The sequence below is a fragment of the Halanaerocella petrolearia genome, assembly GCF_054657875.1.
Genome location: NZ_BAAHXW010000002.1, coordinates 337,406 through 359,934 on the forward strand (window position 1 = coordinate 337,406; position 22,529 = coordinate 359,934).

A 22,529-nucleotide genomic window follows, 5' to 3' on the forward strand; every position below is an offset into this window, starting at 1 on the left:
ATGAAATTAAGTGTAGTTATTCCTGCTGCGGGCCAAGGTAAACGAATGAAAGCAGAAAGAAACAAACAGTTTTTGCTATTAGATAATAAGCCTATATTGGCTCATACAATTAGTAAATTTCAACATCTTGATTTGATTGATGAAATAATAATAGTAGCTAAAGAAGAGGAAACTAAGTATTGTGAAAGAGAAATAATTGATAAATATGATTTCACTAAAGTTAGTCAAATAGTTATAGGTGGTGCTACAAGACAGGAGTCTGTATATAATGGGTTAGAAGCTATTGATCAAGATACTGATTATGTATTAATTCATGATGGAGCTAGACCCTTGTTGACAACAGAGTTGATTCAGAATATAATTACAGAGGTTGTAAAGTATAATGCTGTATTGGCAGGAGTACCAGTTAAAGATACAATTAAGGTAGTACAAGATGAGATGGTAATTAATACTCCTGACCGCTCTAAGTTAGTAGCAGTTCAGACGCCTCAATCTTTTGCAAAAGGTTTAGTGTTAAGAGCCTATGAAAAGGCTATTGAAGAAGAGGTTTTAGGAACTGATAGTGCTAGTTTAGTAGAGAGATTAGATAAGCAAGTTAAGGTAGTTAGAGGTTCTTATGAGAACTTAAAGGTTACTACACCAGAAGATTTAGAGTTTGCTGAGAAAATTATTGCCAGGAGGAAATAATGTTATCTGGAATCGGTTATGATGTACATGCTTTAGAAGCAGGAGAAGATTTAATCTTAGGTGGAGTTGAGATTGAGCATAGATTAGGATTAGCAGGCCACTCTGATGCTGATGTATTATTACATGCTGTTATGGATTCTTTGCTAGGGGCCATTGGAGAAGGGGATATTGGACGACACTTTCCTGATAATGACCCTCAGTATAAAGGTATCTCTAGTTTGATTTTATTAGAAGAGGTTCAAGAGTTGGTAGTTGAGAGAGGATTAGTAGTTAATAATCTTGATACAGTGATTATGGCTCAGAGGCCTAAACTAGCATCTCATCTTAGTCAGATGGAGAAGAAGTTGGCCCAGACTTTAGAGGTAAAGACTACTAGAGTTAATATTAAAGCAACTACTACAGAAAGACTAGGGTTTATAGGACGTGAAGAAGGTATTGCAGCCCAAGCAATAGTTACCTTAACAGAGGGGGAAGTAAATAATGTTAGTAGAAAAGATAATGACTAAACAGGTCGTAACTGTTAATCCTAAAACAACAGTTGAAGAATCTGAAAGATTAATGAATGTTAATAATATTGGTCGATTAATAGTTATAGATAATGAAGAGGTTTTAGGGATTGTTACTGATGGTGATTTGGTACAGTATCATGATTTAGATAATTCAATTGAAGATATAATGGAGACAGATCTAATTACAATTCAAAATAATAAAAGTATTCAAGAAGCTGCTCAGGTATTATCTGATCATCATATTGGAGGAGTACCAGTTTTAGATGCAGCTGATAAGTTAGTAGGTATTGTAACTGCTGAAGATATTGTATCTGGTTATGTAAAAGAAGAATCAGTAGAAAAGTTATCTCCAGAAAGCTCTGCAATTTATTTATCTATGACTCGGAGTAGAGAATATGAAGATTACTGGTTAGATAAGATTAAAGGTTATGGTTATCAGGCTGCTATTACTCAAACAGGAGCTAATGCTGAAAACTTACCAATTAAATTACGTGAAAGTACTACTGTAGCAGCTATTGCCCGAGGAGTTATTAGAGAGAATTCCCAGGAAAAGATAGCAGTTTCAAATGCTGTTAAAGATGCTTATACTCAACTTAATTTAGTTAACCCTGGTTTAGGTGGTGGATTTAAAGTAGCAATTGTAAGAGGTAAAGGTAGAGTGTCTGTAGCTGTCTTCGGTAAGTTTGGTCATGCTTTAGTTGATGGTCCAGAGCAGTTAGCTGTGGGTATGAGTGTGATATAATAATTAAAAATCAAAATTACAAAATAGTTCAAATGTTTAAAATAAGAGTTTTGGTGAGAACTAGATTTTGCATGTAAAGGTTTTGCTTTTAACTATAAACCGTAAACTGTACACTTTAAAATTGGTTTCAACTTGCAATAAATAATCTAATAGTCTATAATAAATTTTGCTAATATAGGATAGAAAGGGGTATTTTATGAGTGATGTTAGAGTAAGATTTGCTCCTAGCCCAACGGGGCAAATACATATTGGAAATATTAGAACAGCTCTTTTTAATTACTTATTTGCTAAAAAGAATGATGGAACATTTATTCTAAGAATTGAGGATACAGATAGAGAACGTTCTACTAGTGAATTTGAAGAGGTTATCCATCAAGAAATGGAATGGTTAGGATTAGACTGGGATGAAGGTGCTAATGTTGGTGGAGATTTTGGCCCTTATCGCCAGATGGAACGGTTAGATATTTATGAAGAATATATTCAAGAATTATTAGACAAAGATTTAGCTTATCGTTGTTATTGTACTCCACAAGAGTTAGAGGAAATGAGAGAAGAGCAACGTAAGAATGATGAACCGCCACGTTATACTGGAAAGTGTCGTGACTTAACTGAAGAAGAAAGAAAAGAGTTAGAGGCTGAAGGTAGAGAACCAGTAATTAGGTTTAAAAGTCCTTTAGAAGAGCAAGAAGTTCCAGTTAATGATTTAGTTCATGGTGATGTATCCTTTAGTAGTGATGTAATTGACGACTTTGTAATTGTTAAGTCTGATGGAATTCCTACTTACAATTTTGCAGTTGTAATTGATGACCATTTAATGGAAATCACACATGTGATTAGAGGTGAAGACCACTTATCTAATACGCCAAAGCAACAATTATTATATAATGCTTTTGGTTGGAAGTCACCAAACTTTGCTCACTTACCAATGATCTTAGGATCTGATCGTTCTAAGTTAAGTAAGCGTAGTGGTGAAGCTTATGTATATGTTAGTGAGTATCGTAAAAAAGGATATTTACCAGAAGCATTAGTCAACTTTTTATCTTTATTAGGTTGGTCTCCTAAAGATGATGAAGAGGTATTTAGTAAAGAAGAAATCATTGATCGTTTCTCTATAGATCGAGTAAATGATAGTGCTGCTGTCTTTGATGTAGAAAAGTTAGATTGGATGAATGGTCTTTATATTAGAGACCTTGAAGTAGAGGAGTTAGTTGATTTAGCTCTACCTTATTTAGAAGAAGAGTATGACTTAGGAGATAAGTCAGATGAATGGATTAAATTATTGGTAGCTACAGCTCAAGAATCATTAGATTATGTAGCTCAGATTACAGAGGAAGTAGAGTTATTCTTTAGTGAGTTAAAGTATGAAGATAAGGAAGAAGCTAAAGAGACTTTCCAAGAGGAAGATGTTGATCTAGTACTAGAGACTTTAAAGGAAGAGACAGAAAAATTAGATTCTTTTGCTAAACAAGAAGTTAGAGATATGATGAATCAAGTTATTAAAGACCTACCAGTTGGTGGTCGATTATTCTTCCATCCAACTAGAATTGCTTTAACTGGTCAAACTTCTGGACCAGCTTTATTTGATGTTGCTACTTTATTAGGTAAAGAAGAGACAATCAATCGCCTAGAGCAAGCATTAGAGTTAGCTAAATAAGAAGTTAGAATAGGAGTTTTTAAAAGCTTGGAAAAGGAATAGTAGATTAGTTATCTTTTGTTTAGAGAGTAAGATCAGAGGCTGAGAGTCTTACTAAAAGATGCTAATTGAATGCTCCTTGGAGCTGAATGGCTGAAGTAAAAGTAGGTTATTTCGTCTTACCAGCGTTAATGGTTTAAAGCGAGCTATATCTTTAGATATAGCTAAGCAGAGTGGAACCGCGGGCCTTTTCGCCTCTGTTATCAACAGGGGAGGGAAGGTCTATTTTTATTTGTTAATTATTTTATTGAATAATCTAATTATCTAGTAAATTTATCTTTTAATAGTTGAATATTATTAATATAAAGTCACACTTTATAATTTACAATAATTCCTTATATATTAGTAGTCAAAAGATTTTGATTTTATGTTTTCAACTGTAAACTGTAAATTATAAACTGTACACTGATTTTATCAGGGAGGTGAAGTTGATGTTCAATTTTTTTAAGATGATAAAGCAGGATATTGAAGTCATTTTTGAACGGGATCCAGCGGCGAATAATATATTAGAAGTGTTACTAACTTATGCAGGATTACATGCTATAGCCTTTCATCGTTTGGCCCATCCTTTGTATAAGATGGGGTTAAGAATAATACCTCGTATTATATCTCAATTTAGCCGCTTTTTAACTGGGATTGAAATTCATCCTGGAGCGGAAGTTGGCCCAGGTTTTTTTATTGATCATGGAATGGGAGTTGTAATTGGTGAGACAACAGAAGTTGGGGCCAATGTTACTTTATATCAAGGAGTTACTTTAGGTGGAACAGGTAAGGAGACAGGAAAGCGGCATCCGACCTTAGGAGATAATGTAATGGTCAGTGCTGGAGCTAAGGTTTTAGGTTCAATTGAGCTTGGTAATAATGTTAAAGTAGGTGCAGGAGCAGTAGTTTTAGATAATGTACCAGATAATTCTACAGTCGTGGGAATTCCTGGTCGAGTAGTGGTTAAAGATGGTAAGAAGGTAAAGGATAATTGTGTTGATTTAGAACATGGTGATTTACCAGACCCTGTTCAAGAGATGATGTTATGTTTGAATAAGAGAATAAAGAAATTAGAAGAACAGAATAATAATCAGGAAGGAAGTGATTAAAGTGGCACTAAAAGTTTATAATACCTTATCTAATCAGAAGGAAGAGTTTAAACCTTTAGAAGATGGTAAAGTAAAGATGTACTCCTGCGGGCCAACTGTTTATGATTACTTTCATATTGGTAATGCTCGGGCCTTTATTGTACCAGATATTATTAAGCGTTATCTAGAGTATCAAGGGTATGAAGTCAAACATGTTTTAAACTTTACAGATGTTGATGATAAGATGATTAAACGGGCCAATGAAGAAGGAATTACTATCCAAGAGTTAGCTGATAAGTTTATTGAAGCCTACTTTGAGGATACTGATGCTTTAAATATTAAGCAAGCTGATGTCTATCCTCGGGCTACTGAGCATATTACTGAAATGATTGAGTTAGTTAAAGATTTAATAGAGAAGGATTATGCCTATGAAAGTGGTGGGGATGTCTATTTTAGAGTAGAAAAGTTTGCTGAGTATGGTAAGCTATCTAATAGAAAGATAGAAGATTTAAAAGCAGGAGCTAGAGTAGAGGTCAGTGATAAAAAGGATAATCCACTTGACTTTGTACTCTGGAAGGCTAGTAAAGAAGGTGAACCAGCTTGGGATAGTCCTTGGGGGGCAGGTAGACCAGGTTGGCATCTTGAGTGTTCAGTAATGTCTACTAAGTATTTAGGTGATCAGTTTGATATTCATACAGGAGGTATAGATTTAACCTTTCCTCACCATGAAAATGAGATTGCTCAGAGTGAGGCTTGCTGTGGAGCAGAAGTAGTTAAGTATTGGATTCATAATGGCTATATTAATATTGATGGAGAGAAAATGTCTAAGTCATTAGGTAACTTCTTTACTACTAGAGAGATATTAGATAAGTATGAGGCTAATGTAGTTCGTTTCTTCTTAGTCTCTAAACATTATCGGAGTCCAATTAACTTTAGTGACCAAGCTTTAGAAGAAGCAGCTAAAGGGTTAGGGCGATTACAGAATACAGTAGATAAATTAGACTATCTATTAGACCAAGATCCAGTAGCTGGTGAGGCAACAAGAACTGAACTTGAAGATATCTGTAAGGAACGAAAAGAGGAATTCATTCAAGCTATGAATGATGACTTTAATACTGCTCTAGCTATTGGAGTATTACATGAGTTGGCCCGTGATGTTAATCGGTTTATAAGTAATGATGATTTTCTGCTAACAGCAGATGTTAAAGAAGGGCTAAAATTAGTTAATGATTTATTTGATGAGTTAGGAAGAGAGGTTCTAGGTATTTTGACTGAGACTGAAGTAGAGAATGAAGGGTTAGTTGGCCCGTTAGTTGAGCTGTTGTTAGAATTAAGAGAGGATTTACGGGAACAACAAGAATATCAATTAGCTGATAAGGTTAGAGATGAGTTAGCTGAATTAAATGTAGAAGTTAAAGATACTCCTCAAGGAACAGAATGGAAGGTGAAGTAAGTGTCATTAATTTTTGAGAAACTAAATAATTTTTCTAATCGTCCTGAGTTATTATCGCCACCTAGTTTGGCTTATATTGGTGATAGTGTTTTTGAGCTATTTATTCGGACTTTTCTGTTAGAAGAAGGTGGGAAACCTAATCGTCTTCACCAACAGGCTGTTGAATATGTAAATGCTGAAGCTCAAGCTCAGTTATTAGAAGATATAAGACCAGAATTGACTGAAGATGAAGCAGTTATTGTCCGTCGAGGAAGAAATGCTAAAACTAATGCTCCAGGTAATGTAGATCGAGCTACTTATCAATATAGTACAGCTTTTGAAACATTAATTGGGTATCTATATTTAGCAGGAAAAGAGGACAGATTACTAGAATTATTTAATATAATAAAAGGGTTATTAACAGAGGATTAATAGTAGACTCCGTCTGAATTTTTATTTAGACGGAGTAGTTTATGAAAATATAGTAAGATTTAAAATAGTAGTTCTAGGGGGAGTATAGATTATGCAGATTAATAATTTTGAAACAACAGGTCTAGATAAAGTAAAATCATGGGTGAAAAAGAATAAGATTAATAATTTAGACAAAGATACTATTAAAGAGGCACTAAAGAGAGTAAATCTCTCTTTTGTGGCTGAAGGAATTAATAGAGTTCACAGTACTTTATTATGTGAGCTAAAAGATTCTTATGTACAGCAGAGCCAAAGATATGTAACTATGAAAGATGATTTATATCTATTACCAGATATATCAAGCGAAGATAGAAAAAAAGCAGATGAGTTAATTGATAAGACTTTTGACTTATATAATAGGATGTCAGAGTTGAAGGAAGATGATTTTAAAGGAAGACCTAAGGTTGAACATTATAAGTATGGAATTCCAATAGAAGATGCAAGATATATTCTACCTTTAGCGACAAAGACGAATATTTCAGTAGCAATGACAGGAAACAAGCTGTATGAATTATTTAATTTATTGTATGATAAAGAGTATTTTAACTTATTTGATCAATTTAGAACTAAAATTATAAATTGTTTACCAGACTTTTTAGTTCAATTGTTACCAACTGAGTATAGTAATAATAATACGGTAATAGAAGATTTATATGAGAATGATATGAGAAAAATAAATTCAGATAATAAGATGGTCTTGTTAGATTCTTTTAATGATTTAGATTTAAAAGTAGGTCTTGGTGCTGCTACTAGTACTTCTTCCTTAACTCCTACTGAAAAGTTGGCTGATTGGGGAGCAGAAGCTACTGCTAAAGCAAAAGGACTTACTGAAAGGGTCTTAGGCTATGGTCATGAAAGTATTGCTGAGCAGGCTAGAACTACTTTTGGTATGATGTGTAGTATGGTTACATATCACCAACAGATTAGACATCGTTTATCTGAGAATCATAGAGAAGATTTGGCCAATCTTATTTTGGAAACGAGAGAAGTACTTCTACCTCCAAGTATTAAAGAGTCAAAATTTGAACAAGAATTTTTAGAGTTAGTTACAGAGTTTAAAGAATTTAGACATTATATATTAGAAAATTATGATACAGATAAAGCATTCCCTTTTATTTTAAATTGTGATCAGATTAAACTAACCATTTCTACTAATGCAAGAATTGATATAGAGATGTTGGCTGAGAGAATATGTAAGAATGCCCAATGGGAGATAAGAGAATTATCTACTAAAAAACTAGATATTTTAAGAGAACTATCTGATACTTTATATGAAAAGGCTCTACCATCTTGTATCTATGGTAAGTGTAAAGAAGGTAAACTTACTTGTGGACAGCAGAAGGAAATGCGAGATAAATTCTTAAGGGAGGACAAATAATGGCACAAGTTGAAGGTAGAAATCCAGTAATTGAAGCTCTAAAAGCTGATAGAGAAATAGAAGAGATTTTAGTTTTAAAGACAGCTCGAGGTAATGCTATTAATCAAATTTATGATTTAGCTAATGAAAAAGATATTAATATTAAGAAGGTTGCTAAAGGTAGGTTGAATCAGCTAGCTAAATCGCATTCTCATCAAGGGGTTATTGCTCAGGCTAAAGACTTAGATTATTGGAATTTAGATCACTTAGTCCAATATGTTAAAGAACAGGTAGCTATTGATGACGACAAAGATGCGCCTTTTTTAGTCTTATTAGATGAGATTAAAGATCCTCATAATTTTGGTGCAATTATGAGGATTTGTGATGGAGCAGGTGTTGATGGTGTCATAATTCCTAAACGAAGATCTGTTGGTTTTACTCCAGTAGTAGCTAAAGCATCAGCAGGAGCAGTTGAACATGTGCCTGTAGCTAAAGTAACTAATTTGGCCCGAACAATAGATAAGCTAAAAGATAAAGGATTTTGGATTGCAGGAGCAGATATAGATGGTGATCAAAATTATTTTGAAGCGGATTTAGCTGGTTCTATAGGTTTAGTAATTGGTAGTGAGGGAACCGGGATGAGAAGATTAGTTAAAGAAAAGTGTGATTTTTTAGTTCAGATGCCTATGAGAGGACAGGTTGATTCATTGAATGCTTCGGTAGCAGCTGGTATTTTAATTTATGACTCTATACGTCAACGTATTGGAGGCTAAAGATGAAAAGATTAGAAGTAGTTAGTTTAGTATTAGTTATTTATACAGTTTGTTTAATAACGCCAGTTTCAGCTAATACTAAGCTATCAATTTCTGAAAAAATTGCTAAGTATGGATTAAATAATGTGGTTGCCACATATACTACTAGTTTTGATGGAAAAGAAAAAAATAGGGTGCAAAATATAAAGCTGGCAGCTAAACAAGTAGATGGCACATTGTTAATGCCTGGGGAAGTATTTTCTTTTAATGAAGTAGTTGGCCCGCGTACTAAAAAAAGAGGATTTAAAGAAGCTCCTGAAATAGTAGATGGTGAATTAGTACCTGGAGTAGGAGGAGGTATCTGCCAGTTATCTTCTACTCTGTATAATGCTACCTTATTATCTAATTTAGAAATTGTCGAAAGAAAGAATCACTCTCAACCAGTCGATTATATTCCTTTAGGGAGAGGAGCTACTGTTTATTATAACTGGATAGATTATAAGTTTAGAAATAATACCTCTGATCCATTACTGATCTTGGCCCGATTAAGAGGTGAACAACTAACAGTTAGCGTTTTGGCACGTCATCTACATGAACAAGTTAAGATTACTACATCTACTTCGAAAATATTAAAGCCAAAAGTTATAGAAAAGTTAGATCAGGATCTAAAATTGGGCACTAGTAAAGTATTCCAGCATGGGAAAAAAGGTTTTAAAGTGATAGTTAAAAAGTTATTATTTAGAGAAGGAAAGTTGATTAATGAAGAAGTTATTTCCAAGGATATTTATTCCCCTCAACCTCGGATTATCAAATATAATGCAAAAGAATAATTTAAGGAAAAAGTTACAATTGCTCCTTTCTTGACTATAATAAATAACGTAAGTTATAATGATATTGCTCCTGTTTTGATATAGAAATAACAAGTCATCTAATATATAAAATAGAGGGTGGAGGGAATTATGCCAAAACCAACTTTGCAAGCCAAAGAATATAGTAATTATCGTGACATGACTGATGATGAGATAATAAAGGAAGCACAACAAGGAAACCAACTGGCAATTGAATATTTAATTAAAAAGTATAAGAATTTTGTAAAAGCTAAGTCTAAATCCTATTTTTTAGTGGGAGCTGATCAAGATGATATAGTCCAAGAAGGATTAATTGGATTATATAAGGCTATTAGGGATTATGAAGTAGATAAATTAGCTTCTTTTAAGTCATTTGCAGAATTATGTATTACTCGTCAGATTATTACTGCTATTAAGACTGCTACTAGACAGAAACATCAACCTTTAAATTCCTATGTTTCTTTAAATAAGCCTATTTTTAGTCAAGAATCTGATAGAACTCTACTGGATGTACTAGAGAATAGTGAACTTTATAATCCTGAAAAGATATTTGTTACTAATCAATCATGTAGTTTCTTAGAGGAAAGTATTAAAGAGATGTTAAGTGATTTAGAGCTGGCTGTATTACAAGAGTATCTAAAAGAAAAGAGTTACCAGGAGATTGCTCGTACTTTAGATAGGCATGTTAAATCAGTAGATAATGCTTTGCAACGAGTAAAGAATAAAATTAATGATTTTTTAGAGAAACATAATCTTTAAATAAATCCAGAGAAATGATGACTTAAATGGAGTTAATTAGCTTAAATGGAATATAATTTAATCAAATAAATTATTTTACCTCTTGACCTCTTTAAGTAAAAGATATATAATACCGATGATGCTTTGGTTAGTATCGGTATTATATACCTGTTTTATTTGATTTGGTTTGATAAGTTCTTTTTGCCCACATAGCTCAGTCGGTGGAGCGCATCCATGGTAAGGATGAGGTCACCGGTTCAATTCCGGTTGTGGGCTCCAATTAAAAACTTAATATTGTACATAATAAGTATAAGTTAGGTGATCAAGATCACCTTTAATATTTAAGCTTATTAATAAACTTATTTTTACTTAGGAGGGAAGATAGAGATGGCAAAAGAAAAGTTTGAAAGAAATAAGCCACACGTTAATATTGGTACAATTGGACACGTAGACCATGGTAAGACAACAACAACAGCTGCAATTACAAAAGTATTAGCAGCAGGAGAAGAAGGATCTGTAGAATTTGGTGAGATTGATAACGCACCAGAAGAGCAGGAGAGAGGAATTACAATTGCAACATCACACGTAGAGTATGAAACAGCTAATAGACACTATGCTCACGTTGACTGCCCAGGTCACGCAGACTATGTAAAGAATATGATTACTGGTGCAGCTCAAATGGATGGAGCAATCTTAATTGTATCTGCAGCAGATGGACCAATGCCACAGACAAGAGAGCACTTACTATTAGCTCGACAGGTAGGAGTACCAGAAATTGTTGTATTCCTAAACAAAGCAGATATGGTAGAAGATGAAGAATTAGTAGAGTTAGTAGAGATGGAAGTAAGAGAATTACTTAATGAGTATGACTTTAATGGAGATGAAGCTACAATAGTTACAGGTTCTGCTTTAAAGGCATTAGAAGAGCCAACAGGAGAATGGGCAGATAACATTAATGAATTAATGGATGCAGTAGATGAGCAGATTCCTACTCCAGAAAGAGATACAGATAAAGAATTCTTAATGCCGATTGAGGATATCTTTACAATTACTGGTCGTGGAACAGTAGCGACAGGACGTCTAGAAAGAGGAACAATCGAAGTAGGAGACGAAGCAGAGATTGTAGGAATTAAAGAGACAGAAGAAACAGTAATTACAGGAATTGAAATGTTCCGAAAAGAGATGGAAAGTGCTCAAGCAGGAGATAATGTAGGAGCATTATTAAGAGGTATTGATAAAGAAGATGTAGAACGTGGACAGGTATTAGCAGAGCCAGGTTCAATTACACCACATACTAAGTTTAAAGCAGAGGTATATGTATTAAGTAAGGATGAAGGTGGACGACATACTCCATTCTTCGATGGTTATAAGCCACAGTTCTACTTCAGAACAACGGACGTAACTGGAACAATTGATTTACCAGGAGATGTAGATATGGTAATGCCAGGAGATAATATTGAGATGGATGCAGAATTGATTTCTCCGATTGCGATGGAAGAAGGATTAAGATTTGCGATTCGTGAAGGTGGAAAGACAGTAGGAGCCGGTGTTGTTACTGAAATTGTTGAATAAGTAGCTTGCTATTGATTTAGAAGGGCGGGTATCTTATATACCTGCTTTTCTATTGTTAAAGTATTAAAATGTATGGTTTGTGGAAAAAGTATTGACTTTTATTATATAATATGATAAAGTGTATCCGGTGTAAGGGTTACTAGTTGGTGTGCACTCTGAGGAGGTGGCAGTTAATGAGGGAAATAATTACTTTAGCTTGTACAGAGTGTAAAAGACGTAATTATAGTACTACTAAAAATTCAAGCAATCAACGACAAAGAATGGAATTAAAGAAGTATTGTAAGTTCTGTAAAGAACACACTCTTCATAAGGAAACTAGATAATTTTATTTTCATGTAGGCTTGTAGCTCAACTGGCTAGAGCGTCGGACTCCAAATCCGAAAGTTGTGGGTTCAACTCCCTCCAGGCCTGCCATAAACTTAAATTAAATTACTTAATATTGAGGATGTGTGGTAAATGGCCAAAGATAAAGGTACTGTAGATAAAGTCAAAAAGTTTTTTCGTGAAGTAAAAGCTGAACTTAGAAAAGTAAATTGGCCGAATCAAAATGAGGTAATATCCTATACAGGAGTAGTAGTTTTTGTAGTTGTAGTTGTTGGTTTATTTATTGGTGGCATTGACTTAGTATTTTCTCAGATTATTCGGCCACTTATTCTTGATTAGAGGGGGTGCGGCTCCTAAATCAGGGGTCCATTTTATGAGTGAAAGAAATTGGTACGCTCTTTATACCTATTCAGGTAAAGAAAAACGGGTAGAAGTTAATTTAAAACAACGAGTTAAAAGTACTGGAATGGAAGATAAAATTTTTGATGTTTTAATTCCAACAGAAGATAAAGTTGAAGTAAAAGATGGTAAAAAAACAGTAAAAAAGGATGAAATCTTTCCAGGATATGTTCTAGTAGAAATGATCATGGAAGATGATGCCTGGTATGTAGTTCGTAATACCCCGGGAGTGATTGGTTTTGCTAGTGCTGGAACTGACCCAGTTCCAGTTTCTGATGAAGAAATCAAGAGAATAAAACAAGACATGGGTGTAGAAGAAATAACTAAAGCAAATACAGACCTAGAAATAGGCCAGAAAGTTGAAGTAACTGATGGAGTTTTAGAGGAACATGTAGGAGAGATCCAAGAGATAGATTATGAAACAGAAGAAGTAACAGTTTTAGTATCTATGTTTGGTGGACGTGAAACACCAATTGAACTAAAATTCAATCAAGTAGATAGAGTATAGGGAGGTGTAACTTATGGCTAAGAAGGTAGTTGGTAAGATTAGTTTGCAAATTCCTGCTGGTGAAGCTAGTCCAGCTCCTCCGGTTGGTCCAGCATTAGGACAACATGGAATTAATATTATGGAGTTTTGTAAAGCATTTAATGCTAAAACAGCTGATCAGGCTGGAAATATTATTCCAGTTGAAATTACAGTTTATGCTGATCGTTCTTTTGATTTTATTACTAAGACTCCACCTGCAGCTGACTTGTTAAAGAAAGCTGCTGGACTTGAAACTGCTTCAGGAGAACCTAATGTTAATAAAGTAGGAACTGTAGATATAGATGATGTAAAAGAAATTGCTGAATTAAAGATGGAAGACTTAAATGCTGCTACATTAGAGTCAGCTATGAGTATGATTAAAGGTACTGCTCGTAGTATGGGACTTGTTGTAGAAGAGTAATTTATAAATCAGTGGGAGGATAGAACCGTTATTACCACATAGGAGGTATTATAATGTCTAAAAGATATATAGATGCTGCAGAAAAAGTGGATGAGGAAAAAGTTTACAATCCACAAGAGGCCTTAGAATTAGTTAAAGAAACTGCTACTGCTAATTTTGATGAGACAATTGAATTGTCTGTTAAGTTAGGAATCGATCCAGGTAAAAACGATCAGCAGGTTAGAGATACATTTGTTCTACCTAATGGTACTGGACAAGAAGTTAGAGTAGTTGTTTTTGCTCAAGGTGAAAAAGCTAAAGAGGCAGAAACAGCTGGTGCTGACTTTGTAGGTGGAGAAGAATTAGCTGAAAAAATCGAAAATGGTTGGTTAGATTTTGATGCAGTAGTAGCTACTCCAGATATGATGAGTGTAGTAGGTAAATTAGGTCCTATTTTGGGTCCACAAGGTTTAATGCCAAACCCTAAATTAGGAACTGTAACTTTTGACTTAGAAGAAGTAATTAATGAACTTAAAGCAGGTAAGATTGAATATAGAGCCGATAGCTCTGGTAATGTACATGCCCCAATTGGTAAAGATGACTTTTCAGAAGACGACTTATATGAAAACTTCATTGGGTTAATGGAAGAAATAGTTAAATCTAGACCTGAAGGAGTTAAAGGAAGATATCTGCTTAATGTAGCTGTTTCTGCTACAATGGGGCCTGGAATTAAAGTTGATCCTCAGAAAGTTTTAGATATAGTTACTTAATGTCAATAATTAATTGACGGAATGGATTTAATATGCTATAATATTCTGCGTGATTAAAAAAGAATATAATTCGTAGCCGAAGACAGTAGGTGCCTTTAAGGCTTAAATTATTGCCTGCCGAGGTTAGTAATATGTTTAGCTTGAGTTTGAATTTTATCTCAAACTTTGTTATTACTACCTTGGTCACCTGTTTAGAGTCTCCGGCTACGACGGAGACTCTTTTTTAGTTTGACGCAAGGAGGTGAAAGAGCACAGTGGCTCGACGAGAGAAGGAATTAGTCGTTGAAGAATTAACAGAGAAATTTACGAATGCTAAATCAGCTGTTTTAACTGATTATCGCGGTTTAAATGTAGAAGAAGTAACAGAACTGCGAGATAAGTTAAGAGAAGCTGGTGTAGAATATAAAGTTGTTAAGAACACTCTTGCATACTTAGCAGCAAAAGACGCAGGTTGTGAGGAAATTGAAGAATATTTATCCGGACCTACTGCTATAGCTTTTTCTGCTGAAGATCCTGTTGCTCCAGCAAAAGTTTTATCTGATTTTGCTGAAGAACATGAGGATTTAGAAGTAAAATCAGGTGTTGTTGAAGGTTCAGTTGTTGGTGTAGATGGAATTGAAGCATTAGCTGATATTCCACCTCGAGAAGTTTTACTTGGACAGGTTGCTCGTGCTATGAAAGCGCCTATTTCTGGTTTAGCACACGCTTTGAATTATCCATTACAAAGTTTAGCACATGCGCTTAATGCTGTTAAAGACCAAAAAGAAGAATAATATAAATTTCAAGGAGGAGATTTAAATGAATAAAGAAGATATTTTAGAAGCTATTGAAGAAATGACGGTTTTAGAACTTGCTGAATTGGTTGAAGAATTAGAAGAGAAGTTTGATGTGAGTGCTGCTCCTGTAGCTGCTGCTCCTGCTGCTGGTGGGGCTGCTGGTGGAGCTGAAGAAGAAGAACAGACTGAATTTGATGTTGTTTTAACCTCTGCTGGAAGCAGTAAGATTAAGGTAATCAAAGCTGTAAGAGGAGTTACTGACTTAGGTCTTAAGGATGCTAAGGCACTAGTTGACGATGCTCCAAATCCTGTAAAAGAAGGTTTAGAAGAAGAAGAAGCAGAAGAAATCAAAGAACAGTTAGAAGAAGCTGGAGCTGAAGTTGAACTTAAGTAATTAAGTTCTGAAATAGAATAGTCAATCAGGATTAAAAAGCACTCTGTTAATATAACAGGGTGCTTTTTTACCTTATTTAGTTCCTGTTTCTTGACAATAATTTGAGATTGTGTTACTATTGGTTATTGTTGTAGTGGTATCATAGGAAAAGTTTAATTGTTTTCAATTAGATACATATTTTGTATAAAATGAGTAAATATAAATGGTAGACATTGATTATAGACAAAGTTTATTTTTATTGATAAAACCTGCGGGGGTGACAATTTTTATGGCCAAGCCAGCAAACTCATTAAAAAGGGAGAGGCGCACTTTTGCTAAGGTAGAAAATGCAATGGAAATGCCTTATATGATAAGAACGCAAAGCCAATCCTATCAGTGGTTTTTAGATGTAGGTCTAATGGAGTTATTTGATGAAATTTCCCCAATTCAAGACTTTTCAGATAATTTGGTTTTAGAATTTATTGATTATTCAATTGAGGAACCTAAGTATGATGAAATGGAGAGTAAAAATCGTGATGTTAGTTATGATGCACCATTAAATGCCAGAGTAAGATTGATTAATAAGGATACTGGAGAGATTAAAGAACAAGATGTTTTCATGGCTAATTTTCCTTTAATGACAGATAGAGGAACTTTTATTATTAATGGTGCTGAACGAGTAATTGTTAACCAGTTAATTCGTTCTTCTGGTGTTTATTTCAATAAGGAAATGACTAAAGATGGGCGAACTTTGTATGATGGTAGTATTATACCTAATCGCGGTGCGTGGATTGAATTTGAATATGATAAGAAAGCAATTATTTCAGTTAGAGTTGATCGTAATCGAAAGTTACCAAGTACAGTTTTATTTAGGGCTTTAGGTTTTGGAACTGATACTGAATTAATTGATTTACTAGGTGATCATGATGTGGTTCATAGGACTATTGAGAAGGATAACACTGAAACGCAAGAGGAAGCATTGATTGAGCTATATAAGAATCAACGTCCTGGAGAACCACCAACAGTTGAAAGTGCACAAAATTTAATTGAATCATTATTCTTTGACCCTAAAAGGTATGATCTAGCTAAAGTAGGGCGTTATAAGATCAATCAAAAGTTAGGGTTAGATTCTGAGTTAGAGAATAGAACTTTAGATAAAGAAGATATTATAGAAACTGTAAAATATATGATAAAGTTACTTCATGAAGATGATGATGCTGAAATAGATGATATTGACCATTTAGGAAATAGACGGTTAAAAACAGTAGGAGAGCTACTACAAAATCAATTTAGAATTGGTCTTTCTAGAATGGAACGAGTAGTTAAAGAGAGAATGACTATCCAAGATCTTGATGTTATTACCCCACAAAATTTAATTAATACTCGACCAGTAGCAGCCTCTATTAAAGAATTCTTTGGCAGTGGTCAGTTATCTCAATTTATGGATCAAACTAACCCATTAGCTGAATTAACTCATAAACGAAGGATGAGTGCTTTAGGACCAGGTGGATTGAGTCGTGAACGAGCAGGATTTGATGTGCGTGATGTTCACCACACTCACTATGGTAGAATTTGTCCGATTGAAACGCCAGAAGGGCCAAATATCGGTTTGATTGGGTCCCTTTGTATCTATGGTCGCACAGATGAATTTGGGTTTATTGAGACCCCTTATCGTAAAGTAGTTGATGAGGTAGCTACTAATGAGATCGAATATTTGAATGCTAATGAAGAAGATCAATATGTAATTACTCAAGCTACTCAACAGACTGATGAGAATGGGAATTTGATCGGTGAGAAAGTATTTGCTCGTCATAATGGAGAAGATATTCAAATCGATCCAGATGAAGTAGATTATATGGATGTTTCTCCTAGACAGATAATTGGTGTTTCTGCAGCTTTAATTCCATTCATTGAAAATGATGATGCTAACCGTGCTTTAATGGGAGCTAACATGCAGAGACAGGCTGTACCATTATTAAAGCCTGATGCTCCATTAGTTGGTACTGGTATTGAATATGAAGTTGCTAAAGATTCTGGAGCTACAATAGTAGCTAAGAATAGTGGAGAAGTAGTTAAAGTAACTGGAGATAAAATTCTAGTTCGAACTGATGATGATACAATTGATAAGTATGAGTTGACTAAATTTGCTCGTTCTAACCAAGGTAGTTGTATGAACCAGAGACCAATTGTATCAAAAGGTGATCAGGTAGAAGAGGATATGATTATTGCTGATGGTCCTTCTACTGATAAAGGTGAACTATCTTTAGGTAGAAATTGTACAGTAGCCTTTATGCCGTGGGAAGGTTATAATTATGAGGATGCTATTTTAATTAGTGAGAATTTAGTTAAAGAAGATGCTTTAACTTCTGTTCATATTGAAGAGTATGAAGCTGAAGCTAGGGATACTAAGTTAGGACCTGAAGAGATAACAAGAGAAATTCCTAATGTAAGTAAAGATTCTTTAAAAGATTTAGATGAACGAGGAATTATTAGGGCAGGTGCTGAAGTTGAAGCAGGTGATATCCTTGTAGGTAAAGTGACTCCTAAAGGAGAGAAGGAATTATCAGCTGAAGAAAGATTATTACGAGCCATCTTTGGTGAGAAGGCACGTGAAGTAAGAGATACTTCTCTTAAGGTACCTCATGGTGAAGAAGGTATTGTAATTGATGTTAAAGTATTTGATAGAGAAGAAGGTGATGACTTACAGACAGGAGTTAATAAGCTGGTTAGAGTTTATGTAGCTAAGAAGTTAAAAATTACTGTCGGTGATAAGCTAGCAGGTCGTCATGGAAACAAAGGTGTTATTTCTAGAATCTTACCAGAGGAAGATATGCCTTATTTACCTAATGGTGAGCCAGTAGAAATTGTTCTTAATCCACTAGGTGTTCCATCTCGTATGAACATTGGTCAGGTATTAGAGACGCATTTAGGTATGGCAGCTAAAGCTCTAGGAATTCATACATCTACTCCTGTCTTTAATGGAGCAACTCAGGAAGATGTGGAAGATATACTAGAAGAAGCTGGTTTGCCTCGTGATGGAAAGACAGTTTTATATGATGGCCGAACTGGAGAGCAACTTGAAGAAAGAGTAACAGTCGGAGTTATGTATATGCTAAAATTACATCACTTAGCCCATGATAAGATGCATGGTCGTGCTACAGGTCCTTATTCACTAGTAACTCAGCAGCCACTAGGTGGTAAAGCACAATTTGGTGGTCAGCGATTTGGTGAAATGGAGGTTTGGGCGCTAGAAGCTTATGGTGCAGCTCATACTCTACAAGAGATGTTAACTGTTAAGTCAGATGATGTAGTTGGCCGAGTACAAGCTTATGAATCGATTGTAAAAGGAGAAAATGTTCCTGAACCAGGTATTCCTGAGTCCTTTAAAGTATTAATTAAAGAGATGCAAAGTATTGGACTTGATGCTAATATTTATTCTGAAGATGAGAAACAATTATCTTTAGAAGATGAAGAAGTTAATAAAACTTCTAAGAAGCTTGGAATTGGTGACTTGTCTGATAATGAAGAAGAAGGTGCTTAAAACAGCTTTATAGTAGTTGTTTTCATTAAATTGTATACTGTCGAATCTTTTAGCTAAGACTAAAATAAGGGAGGAGTGTGGCCTTGTTTAATCCAAATAATTTTGATTTTATGGAAATTGGTTTGGCTTCCCCAGAAAAAATTCGTTCCTGGTCTAGTGGTGAGGTTAAAAAACCAGAAACGATTAATTATCGGACACTGAAGCCAGAGAAGGAAGGGCTATTTTGTGAGAAAATTTTTGGCCCGACTAAGGATTGGGAATGCCATTGTGGTAAATATAAGAGAGTAAGATATAAAGGTGTTGTTTGTGACCGGTGTGGAGTAGAAGTTACTAAATCTAAAGTGCGTAGGGAAAGAATGGGGCATATTGAGTTAGCTGCTCCTGTTTCCCATATCTGGTTCTTTAAAGGAATTCCTAGTCGTTTAGGAGTAGTTATGGATATGTCTCCTCGTTCTTTAGAGAAGGCCCTTTATTTTGTTTCTTATATTGTAATTGATCCAGGTGATACCCCATTAAATACAAAACAGTTATTAAGTGAAAGCGAATATCGAGAAGCTAAGACTAAGTATGGTGACAGATTTAAATCTGGTATGGGAGCTGAAGCGATTAAAGAGATTCTAGCTAATATGGATTTAGATTCAGAAATTAAAGAGCTAGAAGAAGAAGTTAAAGGACTTTCTGGACAAAGACGTAAGCGGGTAGTCAGAAGGTTAAAGGTATTAGAAGGTCTAAAGAACTCAGATAATCAACCTCAGTGGATGGTGTTAGAGGCATTACCTGTTATTCCACCTGAATTGAGACCAATGGTTCAGTTAGATGGGGGTAGATTTGCTACTTCTGATCTAAATGATCTTTACCGACGTGTAATTAATCGTAATAATCGTCTTAAGAGGCTATTAGAATTAGGTGCTCCTGAGATTATTATTAGAAATGAAAAGCGGATGTTACAGGAAGCTGTGGATGCTTTAATTGATAATGGTCGTAGAGGTCGTCCTGTAACTGGTGCAGGAAATAGACCATTGAAGTCATTAAGTGATATGTTAAAAGGGAAACAGGGACGTTTCCGTCAGAACTTATTAGGAAAGCGTGTTGACTATTCAGGACGTTCTGTTATTGTTGTTGGTCCAAACTTAAGATTAGATCAGTGTGGTCTGCCGAAGAAGATGGCTTTAGAACTCTTTAAGCCATTTGTTATGAAGAGCTTAGTAGAGCAGGATTTGGCCCATAACATTAAAAGCGCTAAAAGTATGGTAGAAAATGAGGCTGAAGAAGTTTGGGATGTTTTAGAAGAAACAATTAAAGAACATCCTGTATTACTAAATCGTGCTCCAACATTACACAGATTAGGTATCCAAGCATTTGAACCAGTTTTGGTAGAAGGTAAAGCAATTAGAGTTCATCCATTAGTATGTCCTGCTTATAATGCTGACTTTGATGGAGATCAGATGGCTGTTCACGTTCCACTATCTACAGCTGCTCAAGCAGAATCTAGAATGTTAATGTCTTCAACATATAATTTATTATCTCCAGCTGATGGAAGAGCTATAGCAGTTCCAACACAGGATATGGTATTGGGAGCTTATTATTTAACAATTCAAAAAGATGGAGCTAAAGGTGAAGATAAGTACTTTGGTTCTGTTTCAGAAGTGATCAAAGCTTATGAAAATGATGCAGTTACTTTACAGACTAAAGTAAAGTATAGATCAAAAGATAAAGGTTGGATTGATACTAGTATAGGTCGAATTATCTTTAATGACATTTTACCAGATGAATTACCATTTTATAATGAAGTATTTGATAAAAAGAGACTTGGACAATTAGTTGGTGAATGTCATGATGAATTAGGTCCTAATAAAACAGCAGATATTTTAGATAAAATTAAGAAATTAACCTTCCATTATGCTACAAGGTCAGGAATTACAATTGGGGTTACTGATGTTGATATTCCAGAGCAAAAGTATGATATCTTAGCAGATTCTGAACAGAAAGTTGAAAAAGTTGAAACTCAGTATCGTCGTGGTTTAATAACTGAGAAAGAAAGATACCAACGAGTAATTGATGTTTGGAATGATGCCAAAGATGAAGTTACTGATGCTTTAATTGATAATTTAGGTGAGTTTAATCCAATTTATATGATGGCTACTTCAGGAGCTCGAGGTAATAAATCTCAGATTTCTCAGTTAGGTGGTATGCGTGGTTTAATGGCAGATCCTTCTGGTCGAATTATTGATATGCCGATTAAAGCTTGTTTCCGGGAAGGGTTATCTGTGTTAGAATACTTTATTTCTACTCACGGTGCTCGTAAAGGATTAGCTGATACTGCTTTAAGAACTGCAGACTCTGGTTACTTAACTAGAAGATTAGTTGATGTATCACAAGATGTTGCAATTACTGAAGAGGATTGTGGTACTGATGGAGGTACTGTAGTGGAGGCAATTAGAGAAGATGGAGAAATTATTGAACCAGTAAGTGAACGAATTGAAGGTCGTTTACCTCTAGAAGATATAGTACATCCAGAAACGGGAGAAGTAATTGTTAAAGCAGATGAAATAGTTACTGAAAAAGATGCAGCAAAAGTTAATGAAATTGATATTGATTCAGTTGAAATCAGAACTGTTTTAACTTGTCATTCTAAAGATGGAATTTGTCAAAAATGTTATGGTAAAAACCTTGCTGATGGTAAGATTGTTAAACCTGGAGAAGCAGTTGGAATTATGGCAGCTCAATCAATTGGTGAACCAGGTACTCAGCTGACGATGAGAACTTTCCATACTGGTGGAGTTGCTGGAGATGATATCACACAAGGTTTACCAAGAGTAGAAGAGTTATTTGAAGCACGTAGCCCTAAAGGGCAAGCCATTGTTACAGCATTAAGTGGTGAGGTTAATATTGTAGAGAATAACAAGTCCCATAAAGCAGTAATTAAGACAGAAGAAGGAAGACAGAAGACTTATAAATTACCTTATGGTTCTGAGTTAAAAGTATCAGATGGAGATCATGTTAAAGCTGGAGATAGATTAACTAAAGGGCCATTAGATCCAGAAGATGTTTTAGAGATTGATGGTAAGCAGACTGCTCAACAATATCTGTTAGCTGAAGTGCAAAGAGTATATAGATCTCAGGGTGTAGAGATTGATGATAAACATATTGAAGTTATCATCAGACAGATGACTAATAAAGTGAAAATTAAGAAGGCAGGAGCAACTGATTTTCTTCCTGGAGAATTAATTGATGTCTTTGAATTTGAAGAAGCAAATCAGAAAGCTGTTGCTAATGGTGAGGAACCAGCTACTGCTGAACCTCTATTATTAGGAATTACTAAGTCTTCTTTAAATACAGAAAGTTTCTTATCTGCTGCATCATTCCAAGAGACAACTAGAGTTTTAACTGAAGCTTCCTTGGAAGGTAAGCGAGATGATCTAGAAGGATTAAAAGAGAATGTAATTGTTGGACAGTTAATTCCTGCTGGTACTGGAATGAAAAAGTATGAGGATGTTGAAGCAGAAATCGTAAAATAAATAAGAAAAATGGTTGACAGGTAAAAAGTAA

At 34.8% G+C, this 22,529-nt stretch carries 21 protein-coding genes, 2 tRNA genes and 2 other annotated features; all 23 genes read left to right on the plus strand.

The features are described 5' to 3' along the window. The 23 genes from ispD to rpoC all read left to right on the plus strand — a co-directional run bounded on the left by ispD (position 1) and on the right by rpoC (position 22,498). Positions 1-687, plus strand: a complete 687-nt coding sequence (ispD, locus tag ACYQ39_RS08860) for a 2-C-methyl-D-erythritol 4-phosphate cytidylyltransferase (RefSeq protein ID WP_459842228.1) — start codon at positions 1-3, stop codon at positions 685-687. Continuing rightward, on the plus strand, positions 687-1,193 hold the full coding sequence (gene ispF / locus ACYQ39_RS08865) for a 2-C-methyl-D-erythritol 2,4-cyclodiphosphate synthase (protein ID WP_459842230.1): 507 nt from the start codon (positions 687-689) through the stop codon (positions 1,191-1,193). The genes ispD and ispF overlap by 1 nt, the downstream gene beginning before the upstream one ends. Next, on the plus strand, positions 1,168-1,938 hold the full coding sequence (locus tag ACYQ39_RS08870; protein ID WP_459842232.1) for a HutP family protein: 771 nt from the start codon (positions 1,168-1,170) through the stop codon (positions 1,936-1,938). Before ispF ends, ACYQ39_RS08870 begins: the two co-directional genes overlap by 26 nt. A gap of 196 nt (positions 1,939-2,134) precedes the next feature. Then, complete coding sequence (gene gltX, locus ACYQ39_RS08875) at positions 2,135-3,592, plus strand: glutamate--tRNA ligase (protein ID WP_459842234.1); 1,458 nt, start codon at positions 2,135-2,137, stop codon at positions 3,590-3,592. Between the two features lie 19 nt (positions 3,593-3,611). Then, positions 3,612-3,833: a binding site (T-box leader), on the plus strand. A 229-nt stretch (positions 3,834-4,062) separates the two neighbouring features. Further along, positions 4,063-4,722, plus strand: coding sequence for a serine O-acetyltransferase (cysE, locus tag ACYQ39_RS08880; protein WP_459842236.1), 660 nt, complete (start codon positions 4,063-4,065; stop codon positions 4,720-4,722). 1 nt (position 4,723) lies between these two features. Then, a complete protein-coding gene (gene cysS, locus ACYQ39_RS08885) occupies positions 4,724-6,154 on the plus strand; it encodes a cysteine--tRNA ligase (protein ID WP_459842238.1) in 1,431 nt (476 codons plus the stop codon). Then, positions 6,155-6,565: a Mini-ribonuclease 3 gene (locus ACYQ39_RS08890; protein ID WP_459842240.1), complete on the plus strand. Its 411-nt coding sequence runs from the start codon at positions 6,155-6,157 to the stop codon at positions 6,563-6,565. Between the two features lie 91 nt (positions 6,566-6,656). Beyond that, entirely contained in the window at positions 6,657-7,982 is a 1,326-nt protein-coding gene (locus ACYQ39_RS08895; protein WP_459842242.1) for an FAD-dependent thymidylate synthase, read from the plus strand. Next, a complete protein-coding gene (rlmB, locus tag ACYQ39_RS08900) occupies positions 7,982-8,734 on the plus strand; it encodes a 23S rRNA (guanosine(2251)-2'-O)-methyltransferase RlmB (RefSeq protein ID WP_459842244.1) in 753 nt (250 codons plus the stop codon). Before ACYQ39_RS08895 ends, rlmB begins: the two co-directional genes overlap by 1 nt. A gap of 2 nt (positions 8,735-8,736) precedes the next feature. Further along, positions 8,737-9,543 (plus strand): VanW family protein, encoded by an 807-nt coding sequence (locus ACYQ39_RS08905; protein WP_459842245.1) that lies wholly within the window; start codon positions 8,737-8,739, stop codon positions 9,541-9,543. A gap of 129 nt (positions 9,544-9,672) precedes the next feature. After that, positions 9,673-10,320, plus strand: a complete 648-nt coding sequence (sigH, locus tag ACYQ39_RS08910) for an RNA polymerase sporulation sigma factor SigH (RefSeq protein WP_459842247.1) — start codon at positions 9,673-9,675, stop codon at positions 10,318-10,320. A 182-nt stretch (positions 10,321-10,502) separates the two neighbouring features. Continuing rightward, a tRNA-Thr gene (locus ACYQ39_RS08915) sits at positions 10,503-10,578 on the plus strand. A gap of 108 nt (positions 10,579-10,686) precedes the next feature. Continuing rightward, entirely contained in the window at positions 10,687-11,871 is a 1,185-nt protein-coding gene (gene tuf, locus ACYQ39_RS08920; RefSeq protein ID WP_459842249.1) for an elongation factor Tu, read from the plus strand. A 173-nt stretch (positions 11,872-12,044) separates the two neighbouring features. After that, positions 12,045-12,194 carry a 50S ribosomal protein L33 gene (rpmG, locus tag ACYQ39_RS08925; protein ID WP_459842251.1) on the plus strand — a complete coding sequence of 50 codons (150 nt, stop codon included), beginning with the start codon at positions 12,045-12,047 and terminating at the stop codon, positions 12,192-12,194. A 14-nt stretch (positions 12,195-12,208) separates the two neighbouring features. Then, positions 12,209-12,285 (plus strand) — tRNA-Trp (locus ACYQ39_RS08930). Positions 12,286-12,327: 42 nt separating this feature from the next. Continuing rightward, complete coding sequence (secE, locus tag ACYQ39_RS08935; RefSeq protein WP_459842253.1) at positions 12,328-12,534, plus strand: preprotein translocase subunit SecE; 207 nt, start codon at positions 12,328-12,330, stop codon at positions 12,532-12,534. A 34-nt stretch (positions 12,535-12,568) separates the two neighbouring features. After that, complete coding sequence (gene nusG / locus ACYQ39_RS08940; RefSeq protein ID WP_459842255.1) at positions 12,569-13,102, plus strand: transcription termination/antitermination protein NusG; 534 nt, start codon at positions 12,569-12,571, stop codon at positions 13,100-13,102. Positions 13,103-13,115: 13 nt separating this feature from the next. Beyond that, on the plus strand, positions 13,116-13,541 hold the full coding sequence (gene rplK / locus ACYQ39_RS08945) for a 50S ribosomal protein L11 (protein ID WP_459842257.1): 426 nt from the start codon (positions 13,116-13,118) through the stop codon (positions 13,539-13,541). A 53-nt stretch (positions 13,542-13,594) separates the two neighbouring features. Further along, positions 13,595-14,290 (plus strand): 50S ribosomal protein L1, encoded by a 696-nt coding sequence (gene rplA, locus ACYQ39_RS08950; protein ID WP_459842259.1) that lies wholly within the window; start codon positions 13,595-13,597, stop codon positions 14,288-14,290. 58 nt (positions 14,291-14,348) lie between these two features. After that, positions 14,349-14,524, plus strand: a sequence feature (ribosomal protein L10 leader region). 20 nt (positions 14,525-14,544) lie between these two features. Next, positions 14,545-15,063 (plus strand): 50S ribosomal protein L10, encoded by a 519-nt coding sequence (gene rplJ, locus ACYQ39_RS08955; protein ID WP_459842261.1) that lies wholly within the window; start codon positions 14,545-14,547, stop codon positions 15,061-15,063. A gap of 25 nt (positions 15,064-15,088) precedes the next feature. Further along, positions 15,089-15,460, plus strand: coding sequence for a 50S ribosomal protein L7/L12 (gene rplL / locus ACYQ39_RS08960; RefSeq protein ID WP_459842263.1), 372 nt, complete (start codon positions 15,089-15,091; stop codon positions 15,458-15,460). Positions 15,461-15,728: 268 nt separating this feature from the next. Continuing rightward, on the plus strand, positions 15,729-18,980 hold the full coding sequence (gene rpoB / locus ACYQ39_RS08965; protein ID WP_459842264.1) for a DNA-directed RNA polymerase subunit beta: 3,252 nt from the start codon (positions 15,729-15,731) through the stop codon (positions 18,978-18,980). An 83-nt stretch (positions 18,981-19,063) separates the two neighbouring features. Further along, positions 19,064-22,498: a DNA-directed RNA polymerase subunit beta' gene (gene rpoC, locus ACYQ39_RS08970; protein ID WP_459842266.1), complete on the plus strand. Its 3,435-nt coding sequence runs from the start codon at positions 19,064-19,066 to the stop codon at positions 22,496-22,498. Positions 22,499-22,529 lie beyond the last annotated feature (31 nt).

Excerpts from the sequence above, each read along its gene's own strand:
- nusG (WP_459842255.1), top strand. The coding sequence starts at position 12,569 with ATGAGTGAAAGAAATTGGTACGCTCTTTATACCTATTCAGGTAAAGAA.
- rplA (WP_459842259.1), top strand. The coding sequence starts at position 13,595 with ATGTCTAAAAGATATATAGATGCTGCAGAAAAAGTGGATGAGGAAAAA.
- secE (WP_459842253.1), top strand. The coding sequence starts at position 12,328 with ATGGCCAAAGATAAAGGTACTGTAGATAAAGTCAAAAAGTTTTTTCGT.
- ispD (WP_459842228.1), top strand. The coding sequence starts at position 1 with ATGAAATTAAGTGTAGTTATTCCTGCTGCGGGCCAAGGTAAACGAATG.
- rplL (WP_459842263.1), top strand. The coding sequence starts at position 15,089 with ATGAATAAAGAAGATATTTTAGAAGCTATTGAAGAAATGACGGTTTTA.
- rpoB (WP_459842264.1), top strand. The coding sequence starts at position 15,729 with ATGGCCAAGCCAGCAAACTCATTAAAAAGGGAGAGGCGCACTTTTGCT.
- gltX (WP_459842234.1), top strand. The coding sequence starts at position 2,135 with ATGAGTGATGTTAGAGTAAGATTTGCTCCTAGCCCAACGGGGCAAATA.
- rplK (WP_459842257.1), top strand. The coding sequence starts at position 13,116 with ATGGCTAAGAAGGTAGTTGGTAAGATTAGTTTGCAAATTCCTGCTGGT.
- ACYQ39_RS08870 (WP_459842232.1), top strand. The coding sequence starts at position 1,168 with ATGTTAGTAGAAAAGATAATGACTAAACAGGTCGTAACTGTTAATCCT.
- rlmB (WP_459842244.1), top strand. The coding sequence starts at position 7,982 with ATGGCACAAGTTGAAGGTAGAAATCCAGTAATTGAAGCTCTAAAAGCT.
- ACYQ39_RS08905 (WP_459842245.1), top strand. The coding sequence starts at position 8,737 with ATGAAAAGATTAGAAGTAGTTAGTTTAGTATTAGTTATTTATACAGTT.
- ispF (WP_459842230.1), top strand. The coding sequence starts at position 687 with ATGTTATCTGGAATCGGTTATGATGTACATGCTTTAGAAGCAGGAGAA.
- rpmG (WP_459842251.1), top strand. The coding sequence starts at position 12,045 with ATGAGGGAAATAATTACTTTAGCTTGTACAGAGTGTAAAAGACGTAAT.
- ACYQ39_RS08895 (WP_459842242.1), top strand. The coding sequence starts at position 6,657 with ATGCAGATTAATAATTTTGAAACAACAGGTCTAGATAAAGTAAAATCA.
- tuf (WP_459842249.1), top strand. The coding sequence starts at position 10,687 with ATGGCAAAAGAAAAGTTTGAAAGAAATAAGCCACACGTTAATATTGGT.
- sigH (WP_459842247.1), top strand. The coding sequence starts at position 9,673 with ATGCCAAAACCAACTTTGCAAGCCAAAGAATATAGTAATTATCGTGAC.
- cysE (WP_459842236.1), top strand. The coding sequence starts at position 4,063 with ATGTTCAATTTTTTTAAGATGATAAAGCAGGATATTGAAGTCATTTTT.